Raw genomic sequence first — 20,067 nt, 5'->3', positions numbered from 1 at the left:
GGAGAGTTTGATGCAGCCGTTCGCCATCCTGTGGCCGACCTTTGCGCTGGTCGCGTTGATCGTCACGATCTGGTTCGTGCTGTTCCTCCAGCGCATGCGGCATATCCGGAGCAACCCGCCGACGGCCGCCAACCTCGCGAGCGGCGATGCGGCATCGCGTTACTTCGCGCCGGTCGAGATGCCGGCGAACAATCTGCGCAACCTGTTCGAAATCCCTGTGCTCTATTTCGCGCTGGTGCCGCTCCTGATGATCACGCACCAGGCGCACCCGGTGCAGATCGCGCTGGCGTGGCTGTTCGTCGCGTCGCGTGTCGCGCACAGCGTGGTGCATGTCGTGGTCAAGCGCGTGCCGCTGCGCGCGATGATCTATATCGTGTCGTGCGGGCTGCTCTTCGCGATGTGGATCGGGTTCTTCATCGACACGATCAATGCGGCGAGTGTCTACGATGCGGCGATGGCGAACGCGATGATTTGATAGTTACGCCGCTTCTTCCTCCGCCGCGTCGAACATCTTGAGTTCCTTCGGTCCGCCGAGCGCCGGGGTGACGACATTGACCGGCGCGCTGGCCAGCTTGGCGGTGTGGCGCAGCCGCCCGTCGATCTGCGCGCCATTCTCGATCGAGATCGATTCATAGTCGACGTCGCCCGCGATCCGCGCGCCCGATTCGACGACGAGCTGGCGGATCGCGACCGATCCCTCGATCCCGCCGGCGATCCGCGCATTGTCGGCGCGGACCATGCCCTGCACCGTGGCGTCGGCGCCGAGCACGAGGTTGCCGCAGTCGAGATCGCCCTCGATCCGCCCTTCGACATGCAAGTCCGCGGTGGCGCGGACGTTGCCCGTCACGACCATGTCGGGCCCGATCACCGAAAAGCCGCCGGTCGCCGTACGGCGCGCGCCGCCCGCCGGTGAAATGGTCGACGCCGGGGCGTCCTCACGCTTGTTGAACATAATGCCTCTCGCTCGCTTCCCGATTCGCGGGCATGCTATCAGGCGCGGCGGTCAGACCGGATAGGGATTAAATGGGTTAAGCGGCAGACCGTTGTCATTCGCTGGCGAGGCGAGGAACTTTCGTACGATGAGCACCATAGCGACAATCGTTGCGACGCCGCCAAAGGCCGGGAGCCCGATTATCGCCAGCACAAAACCCGCTACAACGGGCGCGGCAGCCGAATAGTCGCGGTGGCGGAGCGCCAGCACGACGCTCAATGCGACCGCGGGCAGGAAATCGACCGGTTGCATATAGGGAAGCAGTCCGGGAAGCGTCAGCGCGACGAGCAACCCCGCCGGCAACAGCGCATCGCCGCGCGGCGGCCTTGCCGAGAAATGCGCCGCGAGCCACGCACCGGCACCGATTGCCATCGCCATCGCCAACCCGGCAAGCGGGAGGTCGCCGAGCCACGGCAGCGTCTGCACGATCGCCCACACGTTCGGCGCACCGTCGGACAGCGGCGCCGTGTCGCCGACCGTCAGGAACTGCGGCATCACCCGCGCCACCGACCATCCCGGCACGAGCGCGCCTGCCGCCAGTACCAGCCACGCCCTATGTGCCGCGTCGCGCGCGGCGGCGATACCGGCGGGCAGGGGGATCGGTGACGGCTGCATCGCGCCGTGATACAGCAGGCCGGGTTAGCGCCGCGTAAAGCCGGGATTGCGCGCTTGGGCCGGTTGACCAGTTCCGACTCCCCGTCTATAGGCGCGCCCGCTCCACCGGCAGTTTTGCCACGTGGGGAGAGCTGAACGCTGCCGGAAGACGCGGGTCATGGGATGTGCCGAGAGGCGCCCAACGACCCTTTTCGTTTTTTCCAAAGGCTCCCGGCAAAGTAACCGCCCGATTTTCGGGTAACACAAAGGTGAAGGGCTTCATGCCAACGATCAACCAGCTGGTCCGCAAGGGCCGCGACCCGCAGAAGGCCAAGTCGAAGGTCCCTGCGATGGAACAGAACCCGCAGAAGCGCGGCGTCTGCACCCGCGTCTACACCACGACCCCGAAGAAGCCGAACTCGGCGCTGCGCAAGGTGGCCAAGGTCCGCCTGACCAACCAGCGCGAAGTCATCAGCTACATTCCAGGCGAGGGCCACAACCTGCAGGAGCACTCGGTGGTCCTGATCCGCGGCGGCCGTGTGCGCGACCTTCCCGGCGTTCGCTATCATGTCCTGCGCGGCGTGCTCGATACGCAGGGCGTCAAGGACCGCAAGCAGAGCCGTTCGAAGTACGGCGCCAAGCGTCCGAAATAATCAGCCAGAGTAAGCCCCGGACAGGGCTCCCATCAAAGTAGTACTTTGATGGGTTCCCACAGGTTCCGGACCCGCTGAAGCACAACAAGGAATTTTGAAATGGCTCGTCGCCGCCGTCCCGAAAAGCGGGAAATCCTGCCTGATCCCAAGTTCGGGGATGAGGTTCTGTCGAAGTTCATGAACAGCGTCATGCTGGACGGCAAGAAGTCCGTCGCGGAAGGCATCGTCTATTCGGCGATGGAAACCGTCGAGGCGCGCGCCAAGAAGGATCCGCTCGGCGTGTTCCATGACGCACTCAACAACATCAAGCCGGGCATCGAAGTCCGTTCGCGCCGCGTCGGCGGTGCGACGTACCAGGTGCCGGTCGAAGTGCGCCCCGAGCGCGCCCAGGCGCTGGCGATCCGCTGGCTGATCTCGGCCGCGCGCGCGCGCTCCGAGAACACGATGTCGGCGCGCCTGTCGGGCGAGTTGCTCGACGCGTCGAACAACCGCGGCAACGCGGTGAAGAAGCGCGAGGACACGCACCGCATGGCCGAAGCCAACCGCGCTTTCTCGCACTACCGCTGGTAATTTTCTTACCTACATAACTGGGAGCCGGTCATCGCCGGCTCCCGACATTTTCCAAGGAAGCACGTCATGGCCCGCAGCCATCCGCTCGAACGCTATCGCAACATCGGCATTATGGCCCACATCGACGCCGGCAAGACGACGACGACCGAGCGCATCCTCTATTACACCGGCAAGTCCTACAAGATCGGCGAGGTGCACGAAGGCACCGCGACGATGGACTGGATGGAGCAGGAGCAGGAGCGCGGGATCACGATCACCTCGGCGGCGACCACGTGCAAGTGGAAGGCGAATGAGGGCAAGGGCGAAGAGCACCTGATCAACATCATCGACACCCCGGGCCACGTCGACTTCACGATCGAAGTCGAGCGTTCGCTGCGCGTGCTCGACGGCGCGGTCGCGTGCTTCGACGGCGTCGCCGGCGTGGAGCCGCAGTCGGAAACGGTGTGGCGCCAGGCCGACAAGTACGGCGTGCCGCGCATGTGCTTCGTCAACAAGCTCGATCGCACCGGCGCCGACTTCTATTATTGCGTCAACTCGATCATCGAGCGCCTCGGCGCGAAGCCGGCGGTGCTGTACCTCCCGATCGGCATCGAGGGCGGGTTCAAGGGCCTGGTCGACCTGGTCGAGAACCGCGCGATCATCTGGCTCGAAGAGTCGCTGGGCGCGAAGTTCGAATATCAGGACATCCCCGATGACCTGAAGGAAAAGGCCGCCAAGTACCGCAACGATCTGATCGAGATGGTCGTCGAGCAGGACGACGATGTCATGGAGCAGTACCTCGAAGGTAACGAGCCCGACGTCGCGACGCTCAAGCGGCTGATCCGCAAGGGCACGCTCGCCATGTCGTTCGTGCCGGTGATCTGCGGCTCGGCGTTCAAGAACAAGGGCGTGCAGCCGTTGCTCGACGCGGTCGTCGATTATCTCCCGTCGCCGCTCGACATTCCGGACGTGCAGGGCGTGAAGCTCGACGGCACGACCCCGGATTCGCGTCCGGCGGACGACAATGCGCCGCTGTCGCTGCTGGCGTTCAAGATCATGAACGACCCGTTCGTCGGCTCGCTCACCTTCGCGCGCATCTATTCGGGCAAGCTCGAAAAGGGCCAGTACCTGAACTCGGTGAAGGACAAGAAGGAAAAGATCGGCCGTATGCTCCTGATGCATGCGAACAGCCGTGAGGACATCGACGAGGCGCGCGCGGGCGACATCGTCGCGATCGCGGGCCTCAAGGAGACCACGACCGGCGACACTTTGTGCGACATGCAGCACCCGATCATCCTCGAGCGGATGGAGTTCCCGGACCCCGTCATCGAGCTGTCGGTGGAGCCCAAGACCAAGGCCGACCAGGAAAAGATGGGCATCGCGCTCAACCGCCTGGCCGCCGAGGACCCGAGTTTCCGCGTCTCGACCGATCACGAATCGGGCCAGACCATTATCAAGGGGATGGGCGAGCTCCACCTCGAGATCCTGGTCGACCGCATGAAGCGCGAGTTCAAGGTCGAGGCCAATGTCGGCGCGCCGCAGGTGGCGTATCGCGAGTACCTCAAGAAGCCGGTCGAGCTGACCTACACGCACAAGAAGCAGTCGGGCGGCTCGGGCCAGTTCGGCGAAGTGAAGGTCCAGCTGAAGCCGGGCGAACGCGGTTCGGGGTTCCAGTTCTTCGACGAGATCAAGGGCGGCAACATTCCGCGCGAATATATCCCGTCGGTCGAAAAGGGCTTCCGCGAGACCGCCGAGACCGGGTCGCTGATCGGCTTCCCGATCATCGACTTCGAAGTGCATCTGGTCGACGGCAAGTATCACGACGTCGACTCGTCGGCGCTGGCGTTCGAAATCTGTGCCCGCGGCGCGATGCGCGAAGGCGCGCAGAAGGCCGGGATCACGCTGCTCGAGCCGGTGATGAAGGTCGAGGTGGTGACGCCCGAGGATTACCTCGGCGACGTGATCGGCGACATGAACAGCCGCCGTGGCCAGATCCAGGGTACCGACACGCGCGGCAACGCGCAGACGGTCGAGGCGATGGTCCCGCTGGCGAACATGTTCGGCTACGTGAACTCGCTGCGCTCGTTCACGCAGGGCCGCGCGAGCTACTCGATGCAGTTCTCGCACTATGACGAAGTGCCGCAGAACGTCGCTGACGAGGTCAAGGCAAAGCTGGCCTAACTCAAAAACACCCGCTATGGGGCCGCCTTCGCGCGGTTCCCCTGGCGGGCCCACGAAACGATTTTCCATAGAGGTAGGAAAAATGGCGAAGGCAAAATTCGAGCGGAACAAGCCGCACATGAACATCGGCACCATCGGTCACGTCGACCATGGCAAGACGTCGCTGACTGCGGCGATCACCAAGGTGCTGGCGGAAAACGTCGCCGGTAACGCGGCGGTCGACTTCGCCAACATCGACAAGGCGCCGGAAGAGCGCGAGCGCGGCATCACGATCTCGACCGCGCACGTCGAGTATGAGACCGAGAAGCGCCACTATGCGCACGTCGATTGCCCGGGCCACGCCGACTATGTGAAGAACATGATCACCGGCGCCGCGCAGATGGACGGCGCGATCCTGGTCGTGTCGGCGACCGACGGTCCGATGCCGCAGACCCGCGAGCACATCCTGCTCGCGCGTCAGGTCGGCGTGCCGGCGATGGTCGTGTTCATGAACAAGGTCGACCTGGTCGACGACGCCGAAATCCTCGAGCTGGTCGAGCTGGAAATCCGCGAGCTGCTGAGCTCGTACGACTTCCCGGGCGACGATATTCCGATCATCCAGGGCTCGGCCACCGCCGCGCTCTCGGGCTCGGACGACAAGCTCGGCAAGGATGCCGTTATGGCGCTGATGAACGCGGTCGACGAATATCTGCCGCAGCCCGAGCGTCCGCTCGACAAGCCGTTCATGATGCCGATCGAAGACGTGTTCTCGATCTCGGGCCGCGGCACCGTCGTCACCGGCCGCGTCGAGACCGGCGTGGTCAAGGTCGGCGAGGAAGTCGAGATCGTCGGCATCCAGCCGGAAGTCCGCAAGACCACCGTCACGGGCGTCGAAATGTTCCGCAAGCTGCTCGATCAGGGCCAGGCCGGCGACAACATCGGCGCGCTGATCCGCGGCGTCGGCCGTGAAGAGGTCGAGCGTGGCCAGGTTCTGGCCAAGCCGGGCTCGATCACGCCGCACACCGACTTCGCGTCGGAAGTGTACGTCCTGTCGAAGGACGAAGGCGGCCGTCACACGCCGTTCTTCGCGAACTATCGTCCGCAGTTCTACTTCCGCACCACCGACGTGACCGGCACCGTCGAACTGCCGGCCGGCACCGAGATGGTCATGCCGGGCGACAACGTCGCGCTGGGCGTGAAGCTGATCGCGCCGATCGCCATGGACGTCGGCCAGCGTTTCACCATCCGCGAGGGTGGCCGCACGGTCGGCTCGGGCATCGTCTCGGGCATCACCAAGTAAGATTGGTTCCTAGGGACTGAGCGGAAAGCCCGGCCTCGCAAGAGGCCGGGCTTTTTGGCGTTTGGGGCCTTGCTGTCGACTAGTTCCGGAGTTCGGCAATTTTCCGCTCGGTTCCATCTGCTGAGCGATAGCGCCAGTTAACCCAACCGTTCTCCGTCTTGGTGCCGGCAGCCTGGCTCAGTTCGTTGATGCTCTTTACGTCAATTTCTCGGCCATTGAGGGTCCACCGTCCATCCATCACAACGGCTCGAAAGTCTCGCCCAAGATAGCGCCGATAAATCTCAAAGCCGTGTGGGAACTCCACGCCATAACGCTTGTCGGTCCAGCTGCGGCCTTGCTGCAAGATTCCCTGCGCGGGAATTGATGCACCTCCCGCGACCTTTAGGAGGCGACGAAGTATGGCATCTTCGTCATTCTCGCCTTGCTCTCGCGCCGCCCAGATTGCGTGAAAAACGTCGATTGAAATTGAGACATTGCGCATCATTTCGAATCTCCTATGCTGAGATTCAGCTAATTCGCAGAGTTCCAGATAAGTCGCAACTTCTTTTTCACGCGTGATGCGACGAACGGGGGTTGATCCCGAGCGCCACCCTGTGTAGGGGCGCGCCTTCAGTTTGAGTTTGAACCAGCAAGAGGTGGCCCCCTTCAAGGGTTAGCTGCCCCGCTCTTTCGCATTGGCAGGAACCATGGACAGCAATATCCGCATTCGCCTGAAGGCGTTCGACCATCGCGTGCTCGATCAGGCGACCGGCGACATCGCCGACACCGCGCGCCGCACCGGCGCGATGATCCGTGGTCCCATCCCGTTGCCGACGCGCATCGAGAAGTTCACCGTGAACCGCGGCCCGCACATCGACAAGAAGTCGCGCGAGCAGTTCGAGGTTCGCACCTACAAGCGCATGCTGGACATCGTTCAGCCGACCCCGCAGACGGTCGACGCGCTGATGAAGCTCGACCTCGCCGCGGGCGTTGACGTCGAGATCAAGCTGGCCTAAGGGCCTGCGCACCGGCGGTCGACCCTAGGTCCTGCTGGTCGCTGACACATAGAGATACCGCTGATCTTCGGATCAGGCAGCGTCTCCCGTCACGTTCATAGCTTTGGCTACGGACAACCAGCCCGGGACGGGGGCTCGCTTCGCATTTCCGGGCTGACGGGTCCCATCGAAGTATTACTTCGATGAGTGCCCGGCACGCACCCGAGCAATTCCGCTGGGTGCCTCTGTGAGGAGTATGGATCATGCGTACCGGCGTGATCGCGAAGAAGTTGGGGATGACCCGCCTGTTTCAGGACGACGGCCGCCACGTGCCCGTCACCGTCCTGAGCCTCGAAGGCTTGCAGGTCGTTTCCCGTCGCGAACAGGATCGTGACGGCTACACCGCCGTCGCATTGGGCGCGGGCAGCGCCAAGGCAAAGAACGTCGCCAAGCCGCAGCGCGGCGCGTACGGCAAGGCCGAGGTCGAGCCCAAGGCGATCGTCCACGAATTCCGCGTCACCGAGGACAACCTCCTCGATGTCGGCGCCGAATTGTCGGCCGCGCACTTCGTCGCCGGCCAGATCGTCGACATCCAGGGCAAGACGCAGGGCAAGGGCTTTGCCGGCGGCATGAAGCGCTGGGGCTTCGGTGGTCTGCGCGCGTCGCACGGCGTTTCGGTCTCGCACCGCTCGCTCGGTTCGACCGGTCAGCGCCAGGATCCGGGCAAGGTCTTCAAGAACAAGAAGATGGCCGGCCAGATGGGCGACAAGTATCGCACCCAGCAGAACCTAGAGATCGTCGCGACCGACGTCGCGCGCGGCCTGATCTTCGTGAAGGGCTCGGTGCCCGGCTCGAAGGGCGGCTGGCTGTTCGTCAAGGACGCGGTCAAGGTGCCCGCGCACAAGGACGCGCCGTACCCGGCCGGCCTGCGCAGCGCCAACGACGATGCCGAGCCGCATGTCGGGATCGAGATCGACGAGGCCGCGGTCCACGAAATCCCCGCGCTGCCGGGCGATGACGAGGTCAATGCCGCCGTCGAGGCCGCCGATGCGGCTGGTGCGACCGACGCAGAGATCGATGCCACCGACAACGGCGGCGACACCGACAATTCCGGCCAGGAGGGCTGAACGTGAAGGTCAAGGTTTCCTCCTTCGACGCCAAGGCGAAAGCGGCGGACGTCGAGCTCAACGACGAGGTCTTCGGCCTCGATCCGCGCGCCGACATCCTGCACCGCGTCGTCACGTGGCAGCTCGAAAAGCGTCGCGCGACCGCACGCGGCACGCGCGAGCGCGCCGACGTTGCGCGCTCGGGCAAGAAGTTCGGCCGCCAGAAGGGCGGCGGCACGGCGCGTCACGGCGATCGCCGTGCCCCGGTGTTCGTCGGCGGCGGCAAGGCGCACGGCGCCCGTGTCCGCGACTTCAACCCGTCGCTGAACAAGAAGATTCGCGCGCTGGGCCTGAAGATGGCGCTGTCGAGCCACGCCAAGGCCGGTTCGCTGTTCGTGATGGACAGTCTGGCGGTCAAGGACAGCAAGACCAAGACGCTCAAGGGCGACCTGGCCAAGCTCGGCTTCGGCAAGTCGGCGCTGGTGATCGACGGCGACGCCGTCGAGAACAGCTTCGCGCTCGCCGCGGGCAATCTGGGTCACGTCAACGTGCTCCCGGCCGCCGGCGCGAACGTCTACGATATCCTAAAGGCTGATACGCTGGTGCTGACGCGCGCCGCGGTCGAGAAGCTGGAGGCGCGTTTCGCCCTTCCGGGAGGGACTAACTAATGGCTAAGAAGCCCAGCAAAGGCGCGGTCGACATCCGTCACTACGACGTGATCGTCGCCCCGCACATCACCGAGAAGTCGACGATGATGTCGGAACAGAATGCGGTGGTGTTCAAGGTCGCGCGCGACGCGACCAAGCCCGAGATCAAGGCCGCGGTCGAGGCGCTGTTCAACGTCAGCGTCACGGGCGTCAACACGATCGTCCAGAAGGGCAAGACCAAGAAGTGGAAGGGCGCCGACTACACGCGCTCGGACATCAAGAAGGCGATCGTCACGCTGAAGGACGGTCAGTCCATCGACGTGACGCAAGGGGTCAGCGCGTAATGGCACTCAAGCATTATAACCCGACGAGCCCGGCGCGCCGCGGCTTGATCCTGATCGACCGGTCGGGCCTGTTCAAGGGACGCCCCGTCAAGGCGCTGACCGAGGGCAAGCAGAAGACCGGCGGCCGCAACAACAAGGGCCATGTGACGTCGCGCGGGATCGCCGGCGGTCACAAGCAGAAGTATCGCATCGTCGACTTCAAGCGCCGCTTGTGGGACGTCGACGGCACGGTCGAGCGGATCGAGTATGACCCGAACCGCACCGCCTTCATCGCGCTCGTGAACTACGGCGCGGGCGAGGACGGCAAGGATCGGCTGGCGTATATCATCGCGCCGCAACGCCTCGGCGTCGGCGACAAGATCGTCGCGGGCAAGAAGACCGACGTGAAGCCTGGCAACGCGATGGAACTGGGCTCGATGCCGGTCGGCACGATCGTCCACAACGTCGAGATGAAGCCGGGCAAGGGCGGTCAGATCGCGCGCTCGGCGGGCACCTATGTGCAGGTCGTCGGCCGTGACCGCGGGATGGTGATCGTTCGCCTCAATTCGGGCGAGCAGCGCTACATCCACTCGAACTGCATGGCGACGGTCGGTGCGGTGTCGAACCCCGACAACCAGAACACCAATCTGGGCAAGGCCGGCCGCAACCGCTGGAAGGGCATCCGCCCGCTGACTCGCGGCGTCGCTAAGAACCCGGTCGACCACCCGCACGGCGGTGGTGAAGGCCGGACCTCGGGCGGCCGTCATCCGGTCACCCCGTGGGGCAAGCCGACCAAGGGTGCGCGCACCCGTCACAACAAGGCGACGGACAAGATGATCATCCGCAGCCGTCACGCGAGGAAGAAGTAATGGCTCGCTCGATCTGGAAGGGCCCGTTCGTCGAACTGAGCCTGCTCAAGAAGGCGCAGACCGCGCAGGAAACCAACGCGCGCGCGCCAATCAAGACCTGGTCGCGCCGCTCGACCATCCTGCCCGACTTCGTCGGCCTGACCTTCAGCGTCTACAACGGCCGCAAGTTCGTGCCGGTGTCGGTGAACGAGGACATGGTCGGCATGAAGCTCGGCGAGTTCGCGCCGACCCGGTATTTCCCGGGCCACGCCGCCGACAAGAAGGGCAAGCGTTAAAATGTCCAAGCCTAAATCCCCCCGCAAGGTCGGCGACAAGGAAGCCTTGTCGGTCGGCACGCAGATCCGCGGTTCGGCGCAGAAGCTGAACCTGGTTGCGGCGCTGATCCGTGGCCGCAAGGCCGGCGACGCGATGAACATTCTTCAGTTTTCGAAGAAGGGCATGGCGGTCGACGCGCGCAAGGTTCTCGCGTCGGCGATCGCCAACGCGGAAAACAACCACAACCTCGACGTCGACGCGCTCGTCGTCGCCGAGGCTTCGGTCGGCAAGTCGATCACGATGAAGCGCTTCGCGACCCGCGGCCGTGGCAAGTCCACCCGCATCCTGAAGCCGTTCTCACGTCTGCGCATCGTCGTGCGCGAGCAGGAAGAAGCATAATGGGTCACAAGAGCAATCCGATCGGCCTGCGCCTGCAGATCAACCGTACCTGGGACAGCCGCTGGTTCGCGGAAGGGGCGGACTATGGCCGGCTGCTTCTCGAGGATCTGAAGATCCGCAAGTACATCCTCGACACGCTGCCCCAGGCCGCGATCTCGAAGGTGGTGATCGAGCGCCCGGCCAAGCTGTGCCGCGTGTCGATCTATGCCGCGCGCCCCGGCGTGATCATCGGGAAGAAGGGCACCGACATCGAGAAGCTTCGCAAGAAGATCGGCTCGATGACCTCGTCCGACGTGTCGCTGAACATCGTCGAGATCCGCAAGCCCGAGATCGACGCCAAGCTCGTCGCGCAGGGTATCGCCGATCAGCTCGAGCGCCGCATCGCGTTCCGCCGCGCCATGAAGCGCGCGGTGCAGTCGGCGATGCGCCTGGGCGCCGACGGCATCAAGGTGATGTGCGGCGGCCGCCTCGGCGGTGCCGAGATCGCGCGGACCGAGAGCTATCGCGAGGGCCGCGTGCCGCTGCACACGCTGCGCGCGCACCTCGATTACGCCGAGGCGCAGGCGCACACCGCTTACGGTGTCTGCGGCGTCAAGGTGTGGGTGTTCAAGGGCGAGATCCTCGGCCACGACCCGCTCGCGCAGGAAAAGTTGATGATGGAGGCCCAGACCTCCGGCGTGCGCCCCGCGCGCGACGATCGTCGCTAAGGATATAAGAGATGCTGCAACCGAAAAAGTTCGCGCACCGCAAGCAGTTCAAGGGTCGCATTCACGGCGATGCCAAGGGCGGCGCCACGCTCAACTTCGGCTCGTACGGGCTGAAGGCGCTGGAGCCGGAGCGGATCACCGCGCGCCAGATCGAGGCGGCTCGCCGCGCGATCACGCGTCACATCAAGCGCCAGGGGCGGTTGTGGATCCGCGTGTTCCCGGACGTGCCGGTGACGTCGAAGCCGGCCGAAGTCCGCATGGGCAAGGGCAAGGGCGCGCCGGAATATTGGGCCGCTCGCGTCAAGCCCGGCCGCATCCTGTTCGAGCTGGACGGCGTGCCCGGCCCGCTCGCGGCGGAAGCGTTCAGCCGCGCGGCGATGAAGCTGCCGATCAAGGTCAAGGTCGTGGCGCGTCTGGGTGACACGTCGCACCTCGGAGGCGAATAAGATGGCGAAGAAAGAAACCAAGTCGTCGAGCAAGCTAGACGTCGCCGGCCAGAGCGACGACCAGCTGAACGAGAGCCTGGCCGAGCTGAAGCGCGAGGCGTTCAACCTGCGCTTCCAGGCGGCGACCAGCCAGCTCGAGAAGCCGAGCCGCGTGCGCGAGGTCCGTCGCGACATCGCCCGTATCAAGACCCAGCAGTCCGCGCGCGCGAAAGCGTCCGCGGCCGCGAAGTAAGGAATAGGACATGCCGAAGCGCGTGCTGACCGGGCAGATTGTCTCGGACAAGGGCGACAAGACGGTGGTCGTGAACGTGGAGCGCAAGGTCAAGCACGCGCTCTACGGCAAGATCATCCGCCGTTCGAAGAAGTACCACGCCCATGACGAGGGCAATGAATACAAGCAGGGCGAGACCGTGCGGATCGAAGAGACCGCGCCGATGTCCAAGCTGAAGACCTGGAAGGTGATCGAGCGGGTCAACACCCACGCGACGCCCGAGCGAGTTGACGTCGACGCGTAAGCGTCACTGGTTTTAGCGGAACCCCCGGGCGGATGTCCCGGTAGGCCAAGAGAGAAGGAAGCGGATCGATGATCCAGATGCAATCCAATCTCGACGTCGCTGACAATAGCGGCGCGAAGCGGGTGCAGTGCATCAAGGTGCTGGGCGGCTCGAAGCGCCGCACGGCCGGCGTCGGCGACATCATCGTCGTCAGCATCAAGGAAGCGCAGCCGCGCGGCCGCGTGAAGAAGGGTGACGTGCATCGCGCGGTCATCGTGCGCACCCGCAAGGACATTCGCCGCGCCGACGGCACGGTGATCCGGTTCGACAGCAACGCCGCCGTCCTGGTCAACAAGAACGAGGAGCCGATCGGCACCCGTATCTTCGGCCCGGTGGTCCGCGAACTGCGCGCGCGCAAGCACATGAAGATCATCTCGCTCGCGCCGGAGGTGCTGTGATGGCTGCCGCGAAGATCAAGAAGGGTGACCAGGTCATCGTTCTGTCCGGCAAGGACAAGGGCCGGACCGGCGAAGTCACCAAGGCGATGCCGAAGGACGGCAAGGTCATCGTGTCGGGCGTGAACGTCCACGTGCGCCACGTGAAGCCGAGCCAGGCGAACCCGCAGGGCGGGCTCGATCGCTCGGAAGCGCCACTGCACATTTCGAAGGTTGCCCATGTCGTGGACGGCAAGCCGACCCGCGTCCGTTTCGAAACGGCCAAGGACGGCAAGAAGGTCCGCGTCGCGGTCAAGACCGGGAAGAAGATCGATGGCTAAGGCAGACACCAAGTACACGCCGCGGATGAAGGGCATCTATGACGAGAAGATCGTCAAGGCGATGACCGACAAGTTCGGCTACAAGAACGCCATGGAAGTTCCGCGGATCGAGAAGATCGTGCTGAACATGGGCGTGGGCGAAGCGACTCAGGACAAGAAGAAGGTCGAGCAGGCCGCTTCGGAAATGGAGCTGATCGCGGGCCAGAAGCCGGTCGTCACCAAGGCGAAGAAGTCGATCGCGCAATTCAAGCTGCGCGAGGGCATGCCGATCGGCGTGAAGGTCACGCTGCGTCGCGAGCGCATGTACGAGTTCCTCGACCGCTTCATCACGATCGCGCTGCCGCGCGTTCGCGACTTCCGCGGGCTGAACCCGAAATCGTTCGACGGTCGCGGCAATTACGCGATGGGCCTCAAGGAACAGCTCGTGTTCCCGGAGATCAACTATGACCGCATCGACCAGGTGCGCGGCATGGACGTCATCGTCACCACTTCGGCAAACACCGACGACGAAGCGCGCGAGCTGCTCCGTCTCTTCGGCTTCCCGTTTCCGCAGGAAGCGGACGGCGAGCAGAAGCAAGCGGCATAAGGGAAAGAGAACTTAAGTCATGGCGAAACTGAGTTCCGTGAACAAGAACGAGAAGCGCAAGAAGCTGGTGGCGAAAACCGCTCCCAAGCTGGCGAAACTCAAGGCGCAGGCGAACGACAAGTCGCTCGACGATACCGAGCGCCTGATCGCGCGGCTGAAGATGGCCGAGTTGCCCCGCAACGGTAACCCGACCCGCATCCGCAACCGTTGCGAAGTGACCGGGCGTCCCCGCGCTTACTACCGCAAATTCCGTCTCTGCCGTGTGCAGCTGCGCGAACTGGCCAACAAGGGCCTGATTCCCGGCGTCACGAAGTCGAGCTGGTAAGGACCAAGAGATGGCTTTGACCGATCCCCTGGGTGATATGCTCACCCGCATCCGCAACGGCCAGCGCGCGCGCAAGGACAGCGTCCTTTCGCCGGCGTCGAAGTTGCGCGTCCGCGTGCTCGACGTGCTCCAGCGCGAGGGCTATATCCGTGGTTACAGCGAGGAAGAGATGGGTCCCGCCAAGGGCATCCGGATCGAACTCAAGTATTTCGAGGGCCAGCCGGCCATTAAGCATGTCGCGCGCGTCTCCAAGCCGGGCCGCCGCGTGTACAGCGGTTCGCAGGAACTGCCGCGCGTGATGAACGGGCTGGGCATCACCATCGTCTCGACGCCGCGTGGCGTGCTTTCGGATGCCGAAGCGCGCGACCAGAACGTCGGCGGCGAAGTGCTGGCGGAGGTGTTCTGATGAGCCGCATCGGTAAGAAGGCGGTCGCGATCCCGAGCGGTGTCACCGCCACGGTCGAGGGCGGCGTGCTCAGCATGAAGGGGCCCAAGGGCACTCTCTCCATGCCGATGGCGCAGGAAGTGACTTGGGACGTGCAAGCGGACTCGGTCGCGGTCCAGCCGGCCAACGACACCAAGCGCGCGCGCGCGTTCTGGGGCATGCAGCGCACGCTGGTGCAGAACCTCGTCACCGGCGTGACCGACGGCTTCTCCAAGAAGCTGCTGATCACCGGCGTCGGCTATCGCGCGTCGGCGCAGGGCAAGAAGCTCAAGCTTCAGCTCGGCTATAGCCACGATGTCGATATCGACGTGCCGGAAGGCCTGACGGTGGCGACCCCGGATCAGACCACGGTCGAGATTTCGGGCGCCGACAAGCAGAAGGTCGGCCAGCTCGCCGCCGAGATTCGCCGCTGGCGCAAGCCCGAGCCGTACAAGGGCAAGGGCATCAAGTACGACGGCGAGTACATCTTCCGCAAGGAAGGGAAGAAGAAGTAATGACCAAGGGTCTCTCTCTGTTCGAGAAGCGGCGCCGCCGCAATCGCACCGCGCTCCGCGCGCGGGCCGGCACCCGGGCGCGCCTGTCGGTGCACCGGTCGGGCAAGCATATCTATGCCCAGGTGATCGACGACGCGAACGGCACGACCGTCGCCTCGGCGTCGACGCTGGAAAAGGACGTGCGCGGCACCTCTGGCGCCAATATCGACGCCGCGACCGCGGTCGGCAAGCGCGTGGCGGAAGCCGCGGTGAAGGCCGGCGTGAAGCAGGTCGTGTTCGATCGTGGCGGCTTCCTCTACCACGGCCGCGTCAAGGCACTGGCTGACGCCGCGCGCGAAGCCGGATTGGAGTTTTAAGAATGGCTGACGACAACAACCCGCAGGCGACTCCCGCCGAGCAGTCCGAGCAGACGGCACTGCCCGAGGGCGGTCGTGGTCCGCGTGGCGGCCGTGGCCGTGGCGGCCCGGGCGGCGGCAATCGCGGTGGCCGTGACGGCGGCCGTGGCGGTCGCGACGGTCGTGGCCGTGGCGGCCCCGGCATGGACGACGGCGGCGAAGAGCTGATCGAGAAGCTGGTCCACATCAACCGCGTCTCGAAGACGGTGAAGGGCGGCAAGCGCTTCGGCTTTGCAGCACTCGTCGTCGTGGGCGACGGCAAGGGTCGCGTTGGCTTCGGTCACGGCAAGGCGCGCGAAGTGCCGGAAGCCATTTCCAAGGCGACCGCAGCGGCCAAGAAGACCATGGTCCGCGTGCCGCTGAAGGAAGGCCGCACGCTGCATCACGACGGCAATGGTCACTTCGGGGCTGGCCTGGTGACGCTGCGCTCGGCGCCGGCGGGCACCGGGATCATCGCCGGCGGCCCGATGCGCGCCGTGTTCGAGAGTCTGGGCGTCGCCGACGTGGTGACCAAGTCGGTCGGCACGTCGAACCCCTACAACATGATCCGCGCCACCTTCGAAGCGCTCGGCGAGCAGACCTCGCCCAAGAGCGTTGCGCAGCGGCGCGGCAAGAAGATCGCCGACCTGCTCGGCCGTGGTGGTTCCGCAACCGCCGAGGCCGATGCGGCCGCGATCGCGGAGTAAGACAGATGGCAACCGTCAAGATCACGCAGACCGGCTCGCCGATCCGCCGCACCAAGGACCAGCGCGCGACGCTGATCGGTCTGGGCCTCAACAAGATGCACAAGACCGTCGAGCTGACCGACACCCCCGAAGTGCGCGGCATGATCCGCAAGGTGTCTCACATGGTGAGCGTCGGCGAGTAAGAAAATCTCCCTCTCCCTTTACGGGAGAGGGCTGGGGAGAGGGTTAAGTCGAAGCGGCCCGTTCGGGCGCCATCGTTTCCCAGGAAGCGTTTCGACCCAGCCCTCACCCTGACGACCCTGGCGGGTCGTCGTCCCTCTCCCGAGGTGGGAGAGGGAAATTAAGCGCGACAAAAGCGAAAGCGAGTGCACGACATGAAACTGAACGATATCCGCGATAATGCGGGCGCCCGTAAATCCAGGATGCGCGTCGGACGCGGCATCGGTTCGGGCAAGGGCAAGACCGGCGGGCGTGGCGTCAAGGGCCAGAAGAGCCGCGAAGGCGTCTCGATCGCCGGCTTCGAAGGCGGCCAGATGCCGCTCCACATGCGCTTGCCGAAGCGCGGCTTCAACAACGTCTTCGCCAAGGATTATGCCGTGGTGAACCTAGGCGCGATCCAGAAGCTGGTCGACGCCAAGAAGATCAAGGCGGGCGCGACGCTCGATCACGCCGCGCTCAAGGAAGCCGGCGTGGCGCGCGGTGGCAAGGACGGCGTTCGCTTGCTCGGCAAGGGTGAGTTCTCGGCCAAGCTCAACTTCACCGTCGCCGGCGCGTCGAAGGGCGCGATCGAAGCGGTCGAGAAGGCCGGCGGCAAGGTCGACGTGATCCACGTCGTGCCGGCCGCCGAGAAGGCCGCCGCCAAGAAGGGCGTGGCGTACAAGGCGCGCAAGGCCGACAAGGAAGCCAAGCAGGCGGCCGCCGCGAAGAAGTAATCAGCTGTTCCCTGGCGAAGGCCGGGGTCCAGTCGCGAGCCGCTCGATGCTGGGCCCCGGCCTCCGCCGGGGAACAAATTGCTCCAGAGGTTAGACAACCTCTCAAGCGTGACTATATGAGCGGCGGGGGGCGGCAAACGCCCGTCGCCGTTTTGTTTTCGGGACGATTAATCCAATGGCATCCGCAGCCGACAGTCTCGCCTCCGGGCTCAACCTATCGAAGTTCGCGCAGGCGACCGACCTGAAGAAGCGGCTGTGGTTCACGGTCGGCGCGCTGATCGTGTTCCGCCTGTTGAGCTTCGTGCCGCTGCCGGGGGTCGACCCCACCGCGCTCGGGCTGCTCGGCGACAAGACGACAGGCGGCGTGCTCGACTTCTTCAACAATTTCTCGGGCGGGTCCTTGAAGCGCATGTCGCTGATCGCGCTCGGCGTGATGCCCTACATCACCGCCTCGATCGTGGTGCAACTCGCGACCTCGCTGTCGCCGACGCTCGCCGCGATCAAGAAGGAAGGCGAAAGCGGGCGCAAGCGGCTCAACCAGTATACGCGCTACGGCACGGTCGGGCTGACCGCGATCCAGGGCTATTTCATCGCGGTCGGGCTCGAAAGCTTCGGCGCGACGCAGGGTATTCAGGCGGTGGTCGAACCCGGCATGATGTTCCGCGCCGGCGCGGTCATCTCGCTGATCGGCGGCACGATGTTCCTGATGTGGTTGGGCGAGCAGATCACCAGCCGCGGGATCGGCAACGGGGTCAGCCTGATCATCATGGCGGGCATCGTCGCGAACATGCCGGCCAATATCTACAACCTCGTCAACGGCAGCCGCACCGGCAGCATGGACAGCCTGACGGTGTTCCTGATCGTGCTCGCGGTGGTCGGCATCGTCCTGCTGATCTGCTTCATGGAGCGTGCACAGCGCCGCATCCTGATCCAGTATCCCAAGCGACAGACGCAACGCGGCGTCCAGTCGGACCGCAGCCATTTGCCGCTGAAGCTCAATACCGCGGGCGTGATCCCGCCGATCTTCGCCTCGTCGCTGCTGCTGATGCCGCTGACGATCACGCAGTTTGCCGGAAACAAGGTCGCGGGCGACAGCTGGTGGGGCGACGTGGTCATCACGCTCAACCAGTACCTCCAGCACGGCAGCCCGCTGTACATGACGCTGTACGGCGCGGGGATCGTGTTCTTCGCGTTCTTCTACACCGCGGTCGTGTTCAACCCGGAAGAGACCGCCGACAATTTGAAGCGCTATGGCGGGTTCATCCCCGGCATCCGCCCGGGCAAGAATACCGAGGTCTATTTCGATTACGTGCTGACCCGCATCACGGTGATTGGTGCTGCCTACCTGGCGTTCATCTGTCTGGTGCCGGAGTATCTGGTCTCGGCGCTCAAGATTCCGTTCTACCTCGGCGGCACCAGCCTGCTGATCGTGGTCAACGTGACGATGGACACGGTGACGCAGATCCAGTCGCACCTGCTGGCGCATCAGTACGGCGATCTGATCAAGAAGGCGAAGCTGAAGGGTGGACGCTTCCGCTAGGACGGAGGCCGACACGACAGGGGAGGCGACTGCCGTGAACATCATCCTTCTGGGCCCGCCCGGCGCGGGCAAGGGCACGCAAGCCGAGCGGCTGGTGGCGGGACGCGGCATGGTCCAGCTGTCGACCGGCGACATGCTCCGCGCGGCGCGTAAGGCCGATACGCCGCTGGGGCATCAGGTAGCGGCGGTGATGGATTCGGGCGCGTTGGTCTCGGACGAGATCGTCTCCGCACTGATCGACGACAAGCTCTCGACGATGACGGCGGATCAGGGCGCGATCTTCGACGGCTATCCGCGCACCGCGGCGCAGGCGGAATCACTCGACGCGATCCTCAGCCGCCACGACCGCAAGCTCGACCGCGTGATCGAGCTCGACGTCGATGAGGACGCGTTGGTCGAGCGGATCGTCGGGCGCTATTCGTGCGCCAAGTGCGGGACCAACTATCACGACACGTTCCATCGACCGAAAGTCGACGGCGTGTGCGACGTGTGCGGATCGACCGAATTCAAGCGCCGCCCCGACGACAACGAGGAAACCGTGCGCACGCGGATGGCCGAATATCGCGCCAAGACCGCACCGGTGATCCCGATCTACGAAGCGCGCGGCATCCTGGTCCGGATCGACGGCATGGGCGACATCGACCATGTCAGCGCGGCGATCGCGGACATCCTCGACGGAAAATAGCGTTCGCGGTAAGGTGGCACTTCCTGAGGGGGGAACCGCCATGCTTCGTTTTGCCATTGCTACCGCGCTGATCGCGGGCGCCGCGTCGCCGGTCGCCGCCGACGTGGTCGATACGTCCGCCGCCGGCTTCACCGTGTCGAAGACCGTGACGATCGCCGCGACTCCCGACGTGGTGTGGGACACACTGCGCGCCCCGCAACGCTGGTGGGCGAAGGAGCACACCTGGTCGGGCGACAGCGCCAACCTCTACATCGACAGCCAGGCGACCGGCTGTTTCTGCGAAAAACTGCCGGGGCGAGGCAGCGTCGCGCACGCCCGGCTGATCTTCGTCGACAAGGGCAAGCTGCTCCGCATGGAGGGCGCGTTCGGGCCGTTGCAGTCGATGGCAGTGACTGGGGTGATGACGTTCGAACTCACGCCCGATGGCGACAAGGCGACGATGGTCAAGATGACCTATACGGTGGGCGGTTACGTCGCCGGCGGGCTCGAAAAGATCGCGGCGCCGGTGGACAGCGTGTTGAGCCAGCAGCTCGATGGGCTCAAGGCTGCTGCCGAAGTGCCGCTACCCCCGGCCAAATAGGTCCGATTCAACGTTCACTACGCTTGACACTCCGCCGACTCACACCTAGATGGGCGGCCTTCCGATACACCGGCTGGCCGGCGGCGCTCGTTTGCGTCCGCCGCTGTCGTGCGTTTCGGATGTAACGCGATGAGATGGGGACCGTGGCAGCCATGCC

32 protein-coding genes are annotated in these 20,067 nt (G+C 64.7%); 29 read left to right on the top strand and 3 right to left on the bottom strand.

Going from position 1 to position 20,067, the window contains the following annotated elements; translation table 11 throughout:
* Positions 1 to 10: 10 nt before the first annotated feature.
* Complete coding sequence (locus E7773_RS13370) at positions 11 to 475, top strand: MAPEG family protein (protein WP_293992139.1); 465 nt, start codon at positions 11 to 13, stop codon at positions 473 to 475.
* A 3-nt stretch (positions 476 to 478) separates the two neighbouring features.
* Here E7773_RS13370 and E7773_RS13365 read toward each other — a convergent pair whose 3' ends face one another.
* Complete coding sequence (locus tag E7773_RS13365) at positions 479 to 952, bottom strand: polymer-forming cytoskeletal protein (protein ID WP_293992136.1); 474 nt, start codon at positions 950 to 952, stop codon at positions 479 to 481.
* 51 nt (positions 953 to 1,003) lie between these two features.
* Entirely contained in the window at positions 1,004 to 1,606 is a 603-nt protein-coding gene (locus tag E7773_RS13360; protein WP_293992134.1) for a hypothetical protein, read from the bottom strand.
* A 260-nt stretch (positions 1,607 to 1,866) separates the two neighbouring features.
* Here E7773_RS13360 and rpsL point away from each other — a divergent pair, with 260 nt between their 5' ends.
* From rpsL to tuf, 4 genes are all read left to right on the top strand, one after another.
* Positions 1,867 to 2,238, top strand: a complete 372-nt coding sequence (gene rpsL / locus E7773_RS13355) for a 30S ribosomal protein S12 (protein WP_022691828.1) — start codon at positions 1,867 to 1,869, stop codon at positions 2,236 to 2,238.
* 99 nt (positions 2,239 to 2,337) lie between these two features.
* The gene (gene rpsG, locus E7773_RS13350; protein WP_293992128.1) at positions 2,338 to 2,808 is read left to right on the top strand and encodes a 30S ribosomal protein S7; all 471 of its coding nucleotides are present in this window, start codon (positions 2,338 to 2,340) and stop codon (positions 2,806 to 2,808) included.
* A gap of 66 nt (positions 2,809 to 2,874) precedes the next feature.
* Complete coding sequence (gene fusA, locus E7773_RS13345) at positions 2,875 to 4,968, top strand: elongation factor G (protein ID WP_293992126.1); 2,094 nt, start codon at positions 2,875 to 2,877, stop codon at positions 4,966 to 4,968.
* An 82-nt stretch (positions 4,969 to 5,050) separates the two neighbouring features.
* A complete protein-coding gene (gene tuf / locus E7773_RS13340; RefSeq protein WP_293992123.1) occupies positions 5,051 to 6,247 on the top strand; it encodes an elongation factor Tu in 1,197 nt (398 codons plus the stop codon).
* A gap of 79 nt (positions 6,248 to 6,326) precedes the next feature.
* On the opposite strand, the gene E7773_RS13335 is transcribed toward tuf, so the two are convergent.
* A complete protein-coding gene (locus tag E7773_RS13335) occupies positions 6,327 to 6,731 on the bottom strand; it encodes a hypothetical protein (RefSeq protein ID WP_293992121.1) in 405 nt (134 codons plus the stop codon).
* A gap of 202 nt (positions 6,732 to 6,933) precedes the next feature.
* Between E7773_RS13335 and rpsJ the strand changes: the two genes are divergently transcribed.
* The 24 genes from rpsJ (at position 6,934) to E7773_RS13215 (ending at position 19,910) form a co-directional block, all read left to right on the top strand.
* A complete protein-coding gene (gene rpsJ / locus E7773_RS13330) occupies positions 6,934 to 7,242 on the top strand; it encodes a 30S ribosomal protein S10 (RefSeq protein ID WP_146570118.1) in 309 nt (102 codons plus the stop codon).
* Positions 7,243 to 7,484: 242 nt separating this feature from the next.
* Entirely contained in the window at positions 7,485 to 8,348 is an 864-nt protein-coding gene (rplC, locus tag E7773_RS13325; protein WP_293992117.1) for a 50S ribosomal protein L3, read from the top strand.
* A gap of 2 nt (positions 8,349 to 8,350) precedes the next feature.
* Entirely contained in the window at positions 8,351 to 8,995 is a 645-nt protein-coding gene (rplD, locus tag E7773_RS13320; RefSeq protein ID WP_293992115.1) for a 50S ribosomal protein L4, read from the top strand.
* Entirely contained in the window at positions 8,995 to 9,318 is a 324-nt protein-coding gene (locus E7773_RS13315; RefSeq protein WP_293992112.1) for a 50S ribosomal protein L23, read from the top strand. The genes rplD and E7773_RS13315 overlap by 1 nt, the downstream gene beginning before the upstream one ends.
* Positions 9,318 to 10,166 carry a 50S ribosomal protein L2 gene (rplB, locus tag E7773_RS13310; RefSeq protein WP_293992110.1) on the top strand — a complete coding sequence of 283 codons (849 nt, stop codon included), beginning with the start codon at positions 9,318 to 9,320 and terminating at the stop codon, positions 10,164 to 10,166. Before E7773_RS13315 ends, rplB begins: the two co-directional genes overlap by 1 nt.
* Positions 10,166 to 10,441 (top strand): 30S ribosomal protein S19, encoded by a 276-nt coding sequence (gene rpsS, locus E7773_RS13305; RefSeq protein ID WP_293992108.1) that lies wholly within the window; start codon positions 10,166 to 10,168, stop codon positions 10,439 to 10,441. The genes rplB and rpsS overlap by 1 nt, the downstream gene beginning before the upstream one ends.
* 1 nt (position 10,442) lies before the next feature.
* Positions 10,443 to 10,820: a 50S ribosomal protein L22 gene (rplV, locus tag E7773_RS13300; protein WP_293992106.1), complete on the top strand. Its 378-nt coding sequence runs from the start codon at positions 10,443 to 10,445 to the stop codon at positions 10,818 to 10,820.
* The gene (rpsC, locus tag E7773_RS13295) at positions 10,820 to 11,527 is read left to right on the top strand and encodes a 30S ribosomal protein S3 (RefSeq protein ID WP_293992104.1); all 708 of its coding nucleotides are present in this window, start codon (positions 10,820 to 10,822) and stop codon (positions 11,525 to 11,527) included. The genes rplV and rpsC overlap by 1 nt, the downstream gene beginning before the upstream one ends.
* A gap of 11 nt (positions 11,528 to 11,538) precedes the next feature.
* Positions 11,539 to 11,973: a 50S ribosomal protein L16 gene (rplP, locus tag E7773_RS13290; protein ID WP_293992102.1), complete on the top strand. Its 435-nt coding sequence runs from the start codon at positions 11,539 to 11,541 to the stop codon at positions 11,971 to 11,973.
* A gap of 1 nt (position 11,974) precedes the next feature.
* Complete coding sequence (gene rpmC, locus E7773_RS13285) at positions 11,975 to 12,205, top strand: 50S ribosomal protein L29 (protein ID WP_293992100.1); 231 nt, start codon at positions 11,975 to 11,977, stop codon at positions 12,203 to 12,205.
* Between the two features lie 10 nt (positions 12,206 to 12,215).
* Positions 12,216 to 12,488: a 30S ribosomal protein S17 gene (gene rpsQ / locus E7773_RS13280; RefSeq protein ID WP_293992098.1), complete on the top strand. Its 273-nt coding sequence runs from the start codon at positions 12,216 to 12,218 to the stop codon at positions 12,486 to 12,488.
* A gap of 68 nt (positions 12,489 to 12,556) precedes the next feature.
* On the top strand, positions 12,557 to 12,925 hold the full coding sequence (gene rplN / locus E7773_RS13275) for a 50S ribosomal protein L14 (RefSeq protein WP_293992096.1): 369 nt from the start codon (positions 12,557 to 12,559) through the stop codon (positions 12,923 to 12,925).
* The gene (rplX, locus tag E7773_RS13270) at positions 12,925 to 13,242 is read left to right on the top strand and encodes a 50S ribosomal protein L24 (protein ID WP_293992093.1); all 318 of its coding nucleotides are present in this window, start codon (positions 12,925 to 12,927) and stop codon (positions 13,240 to 13,242) included. The genes rplN and rplX overlap by 1 nt, the downstream gene beginning before the upstream one ends.
* Positions 13,235 to 13,828, top strand: a complete 594-nt coding sequence (gene rplE, locus E7773_RS13265) for a 50S ribosomal protein L5 (RefSeq protein WP_293992091.1) — start codon at positions 13,235 to 13,237, stop codon at positions 13,826 to 13,828. Before rplX ends, rplE begins: the two co-directional genes overlap by 8 nt.
* 19 nt (positions 13,829 to 13,847) lie before the next feature.
* Entirely contained in the window at positions 13,848 to 14,153 is a 306-nt protein-coding gene (gene rpsN, locus E7773_RS13260) for a 30S ribosomal protein S14 (RefSeq protein WP_293992089.1), read from the top strand.
* 10 nt (positions 14,154 to 14,163) lie between these two features.
* Positions 14,164 to 14,559, top strand: coding sequence for a 30S ribosomal protein S8 (rpsH, locus tag E7773_RS13255; protein ID WP_293992087.1), 396 nt, complete (start codon positions 14,164 to 14,166; stop codon positions 14,557 to 14,559).
* The gene (gene rplF / locus E7773_RS13250; RefSeq protein ID WP_293992085.1) at positions 14,559 to 15,092 is read left to right on the top strand and encodes a 50S ribosomal protein L6; all 534 of its coding nucleotides are present in this window, start codon (positions 14,559 to 14,561) and stop codon (positions 15,090 to 15,092) included. Before rpsH ends, rplF begins: the two co-directional genes overlap by 1 nt.
* Positions 15,092 to 15,448, top strand: a complete 357-nt coding sequence (rplR, locus tag E7773_RS13245; RefSeq protein WP_293992083.1) for a 50S ribosomal protein L18 — start codon at positions 15,092 to 15,094, stop codon at positions 15,446 to 15,448. The genes rplF and rplR overlap by 1 nt, the downstream gene beginning before the upstream one ends.
* Positions 15,449 to 15,450: 2 nt before the next feature.
* A complete protein-coding gene (gene rpsE / locus E7773_RS13240) occupies positions 15,451 to 16,173 on the top strand; it encodes a 30S ribosomal protein S5 (RefSeq protein ID WP_293992081.1) in 723 nt (240 codons plus the stop codon).
* A gap of 5 nt (positions 16,174 to 16,178) precedes the next feature.
* Entirely contained in the window at positions 16,179 to 16,355 is a 177-nt protein-coding gene (gene rpmD, locus E7773_RS13235; protein WP_293992079.1) for a 50S ribosomal protein L30, read from the top strand.
* 192 nt (positions 16,356 to 16,547) lie between these two features.
* Entirely contained in the window at positions 16,548 to 17,105 is a 558-nt protein-coding gene (gene rplO / locus E7773_RS13230; protein ID WP_293992077.1) for a 50S ribosomal protein L15, read from the top strand.
* A gap of 175 nt (positions 17,106 to 17,280) precedes the next feature.
* Positions 17,281 to 18,645, top strand: a complete 1,365-nt coding sequence (secY, locus tag E7773_RS13225) for a preprotein translocase subunit SecY (protein WP_293992075.1) — start codon at positions 17,281 to 17,283, stop codon at positions 18,643 to 18,645.
* Positions 18,646 to 18,679: 34 nt separating this feature from the next.
* Positions 18,680 to 19,330, top strand: coding sequence for an adenylate kinase (locus E7773_RS13220; protein WP_293992073.1), 651 nt, complete (start codon positions 18,680 to 18,682; stop codon positions 19,328 to 19,330).
* A 40-nt stretch (positions 19,331 to 19,370) separates the two neighbouring features.
* Complete coding sequence (locus tag E7773_RS13215; RefSeq protein WP_293992071.1) at positions 19,371 to 19,910, top strand: SRPBCC family protein; 540 nt, start codon at positions 19,371 to 19,373, stop codon at positions 19,908 to 19,910.
* Positions 19,911 to 20,067 lie beyond the last annotated feature (157 nt).

The sequence above is a fragment of the Sphingomonas sp. genome (assembly GCF_004799495.1).
Classification (GTDB): Bacteria; Pseudomonadota; Alphaproteobacteria; order Sphingomonadales; family Sphingomonadaceae; genus Sphingomonas.
Note: the sequence above shows the minus strand (reverse complement) of the source record. Positions and strands in the feature narration are given on the sequence as shown.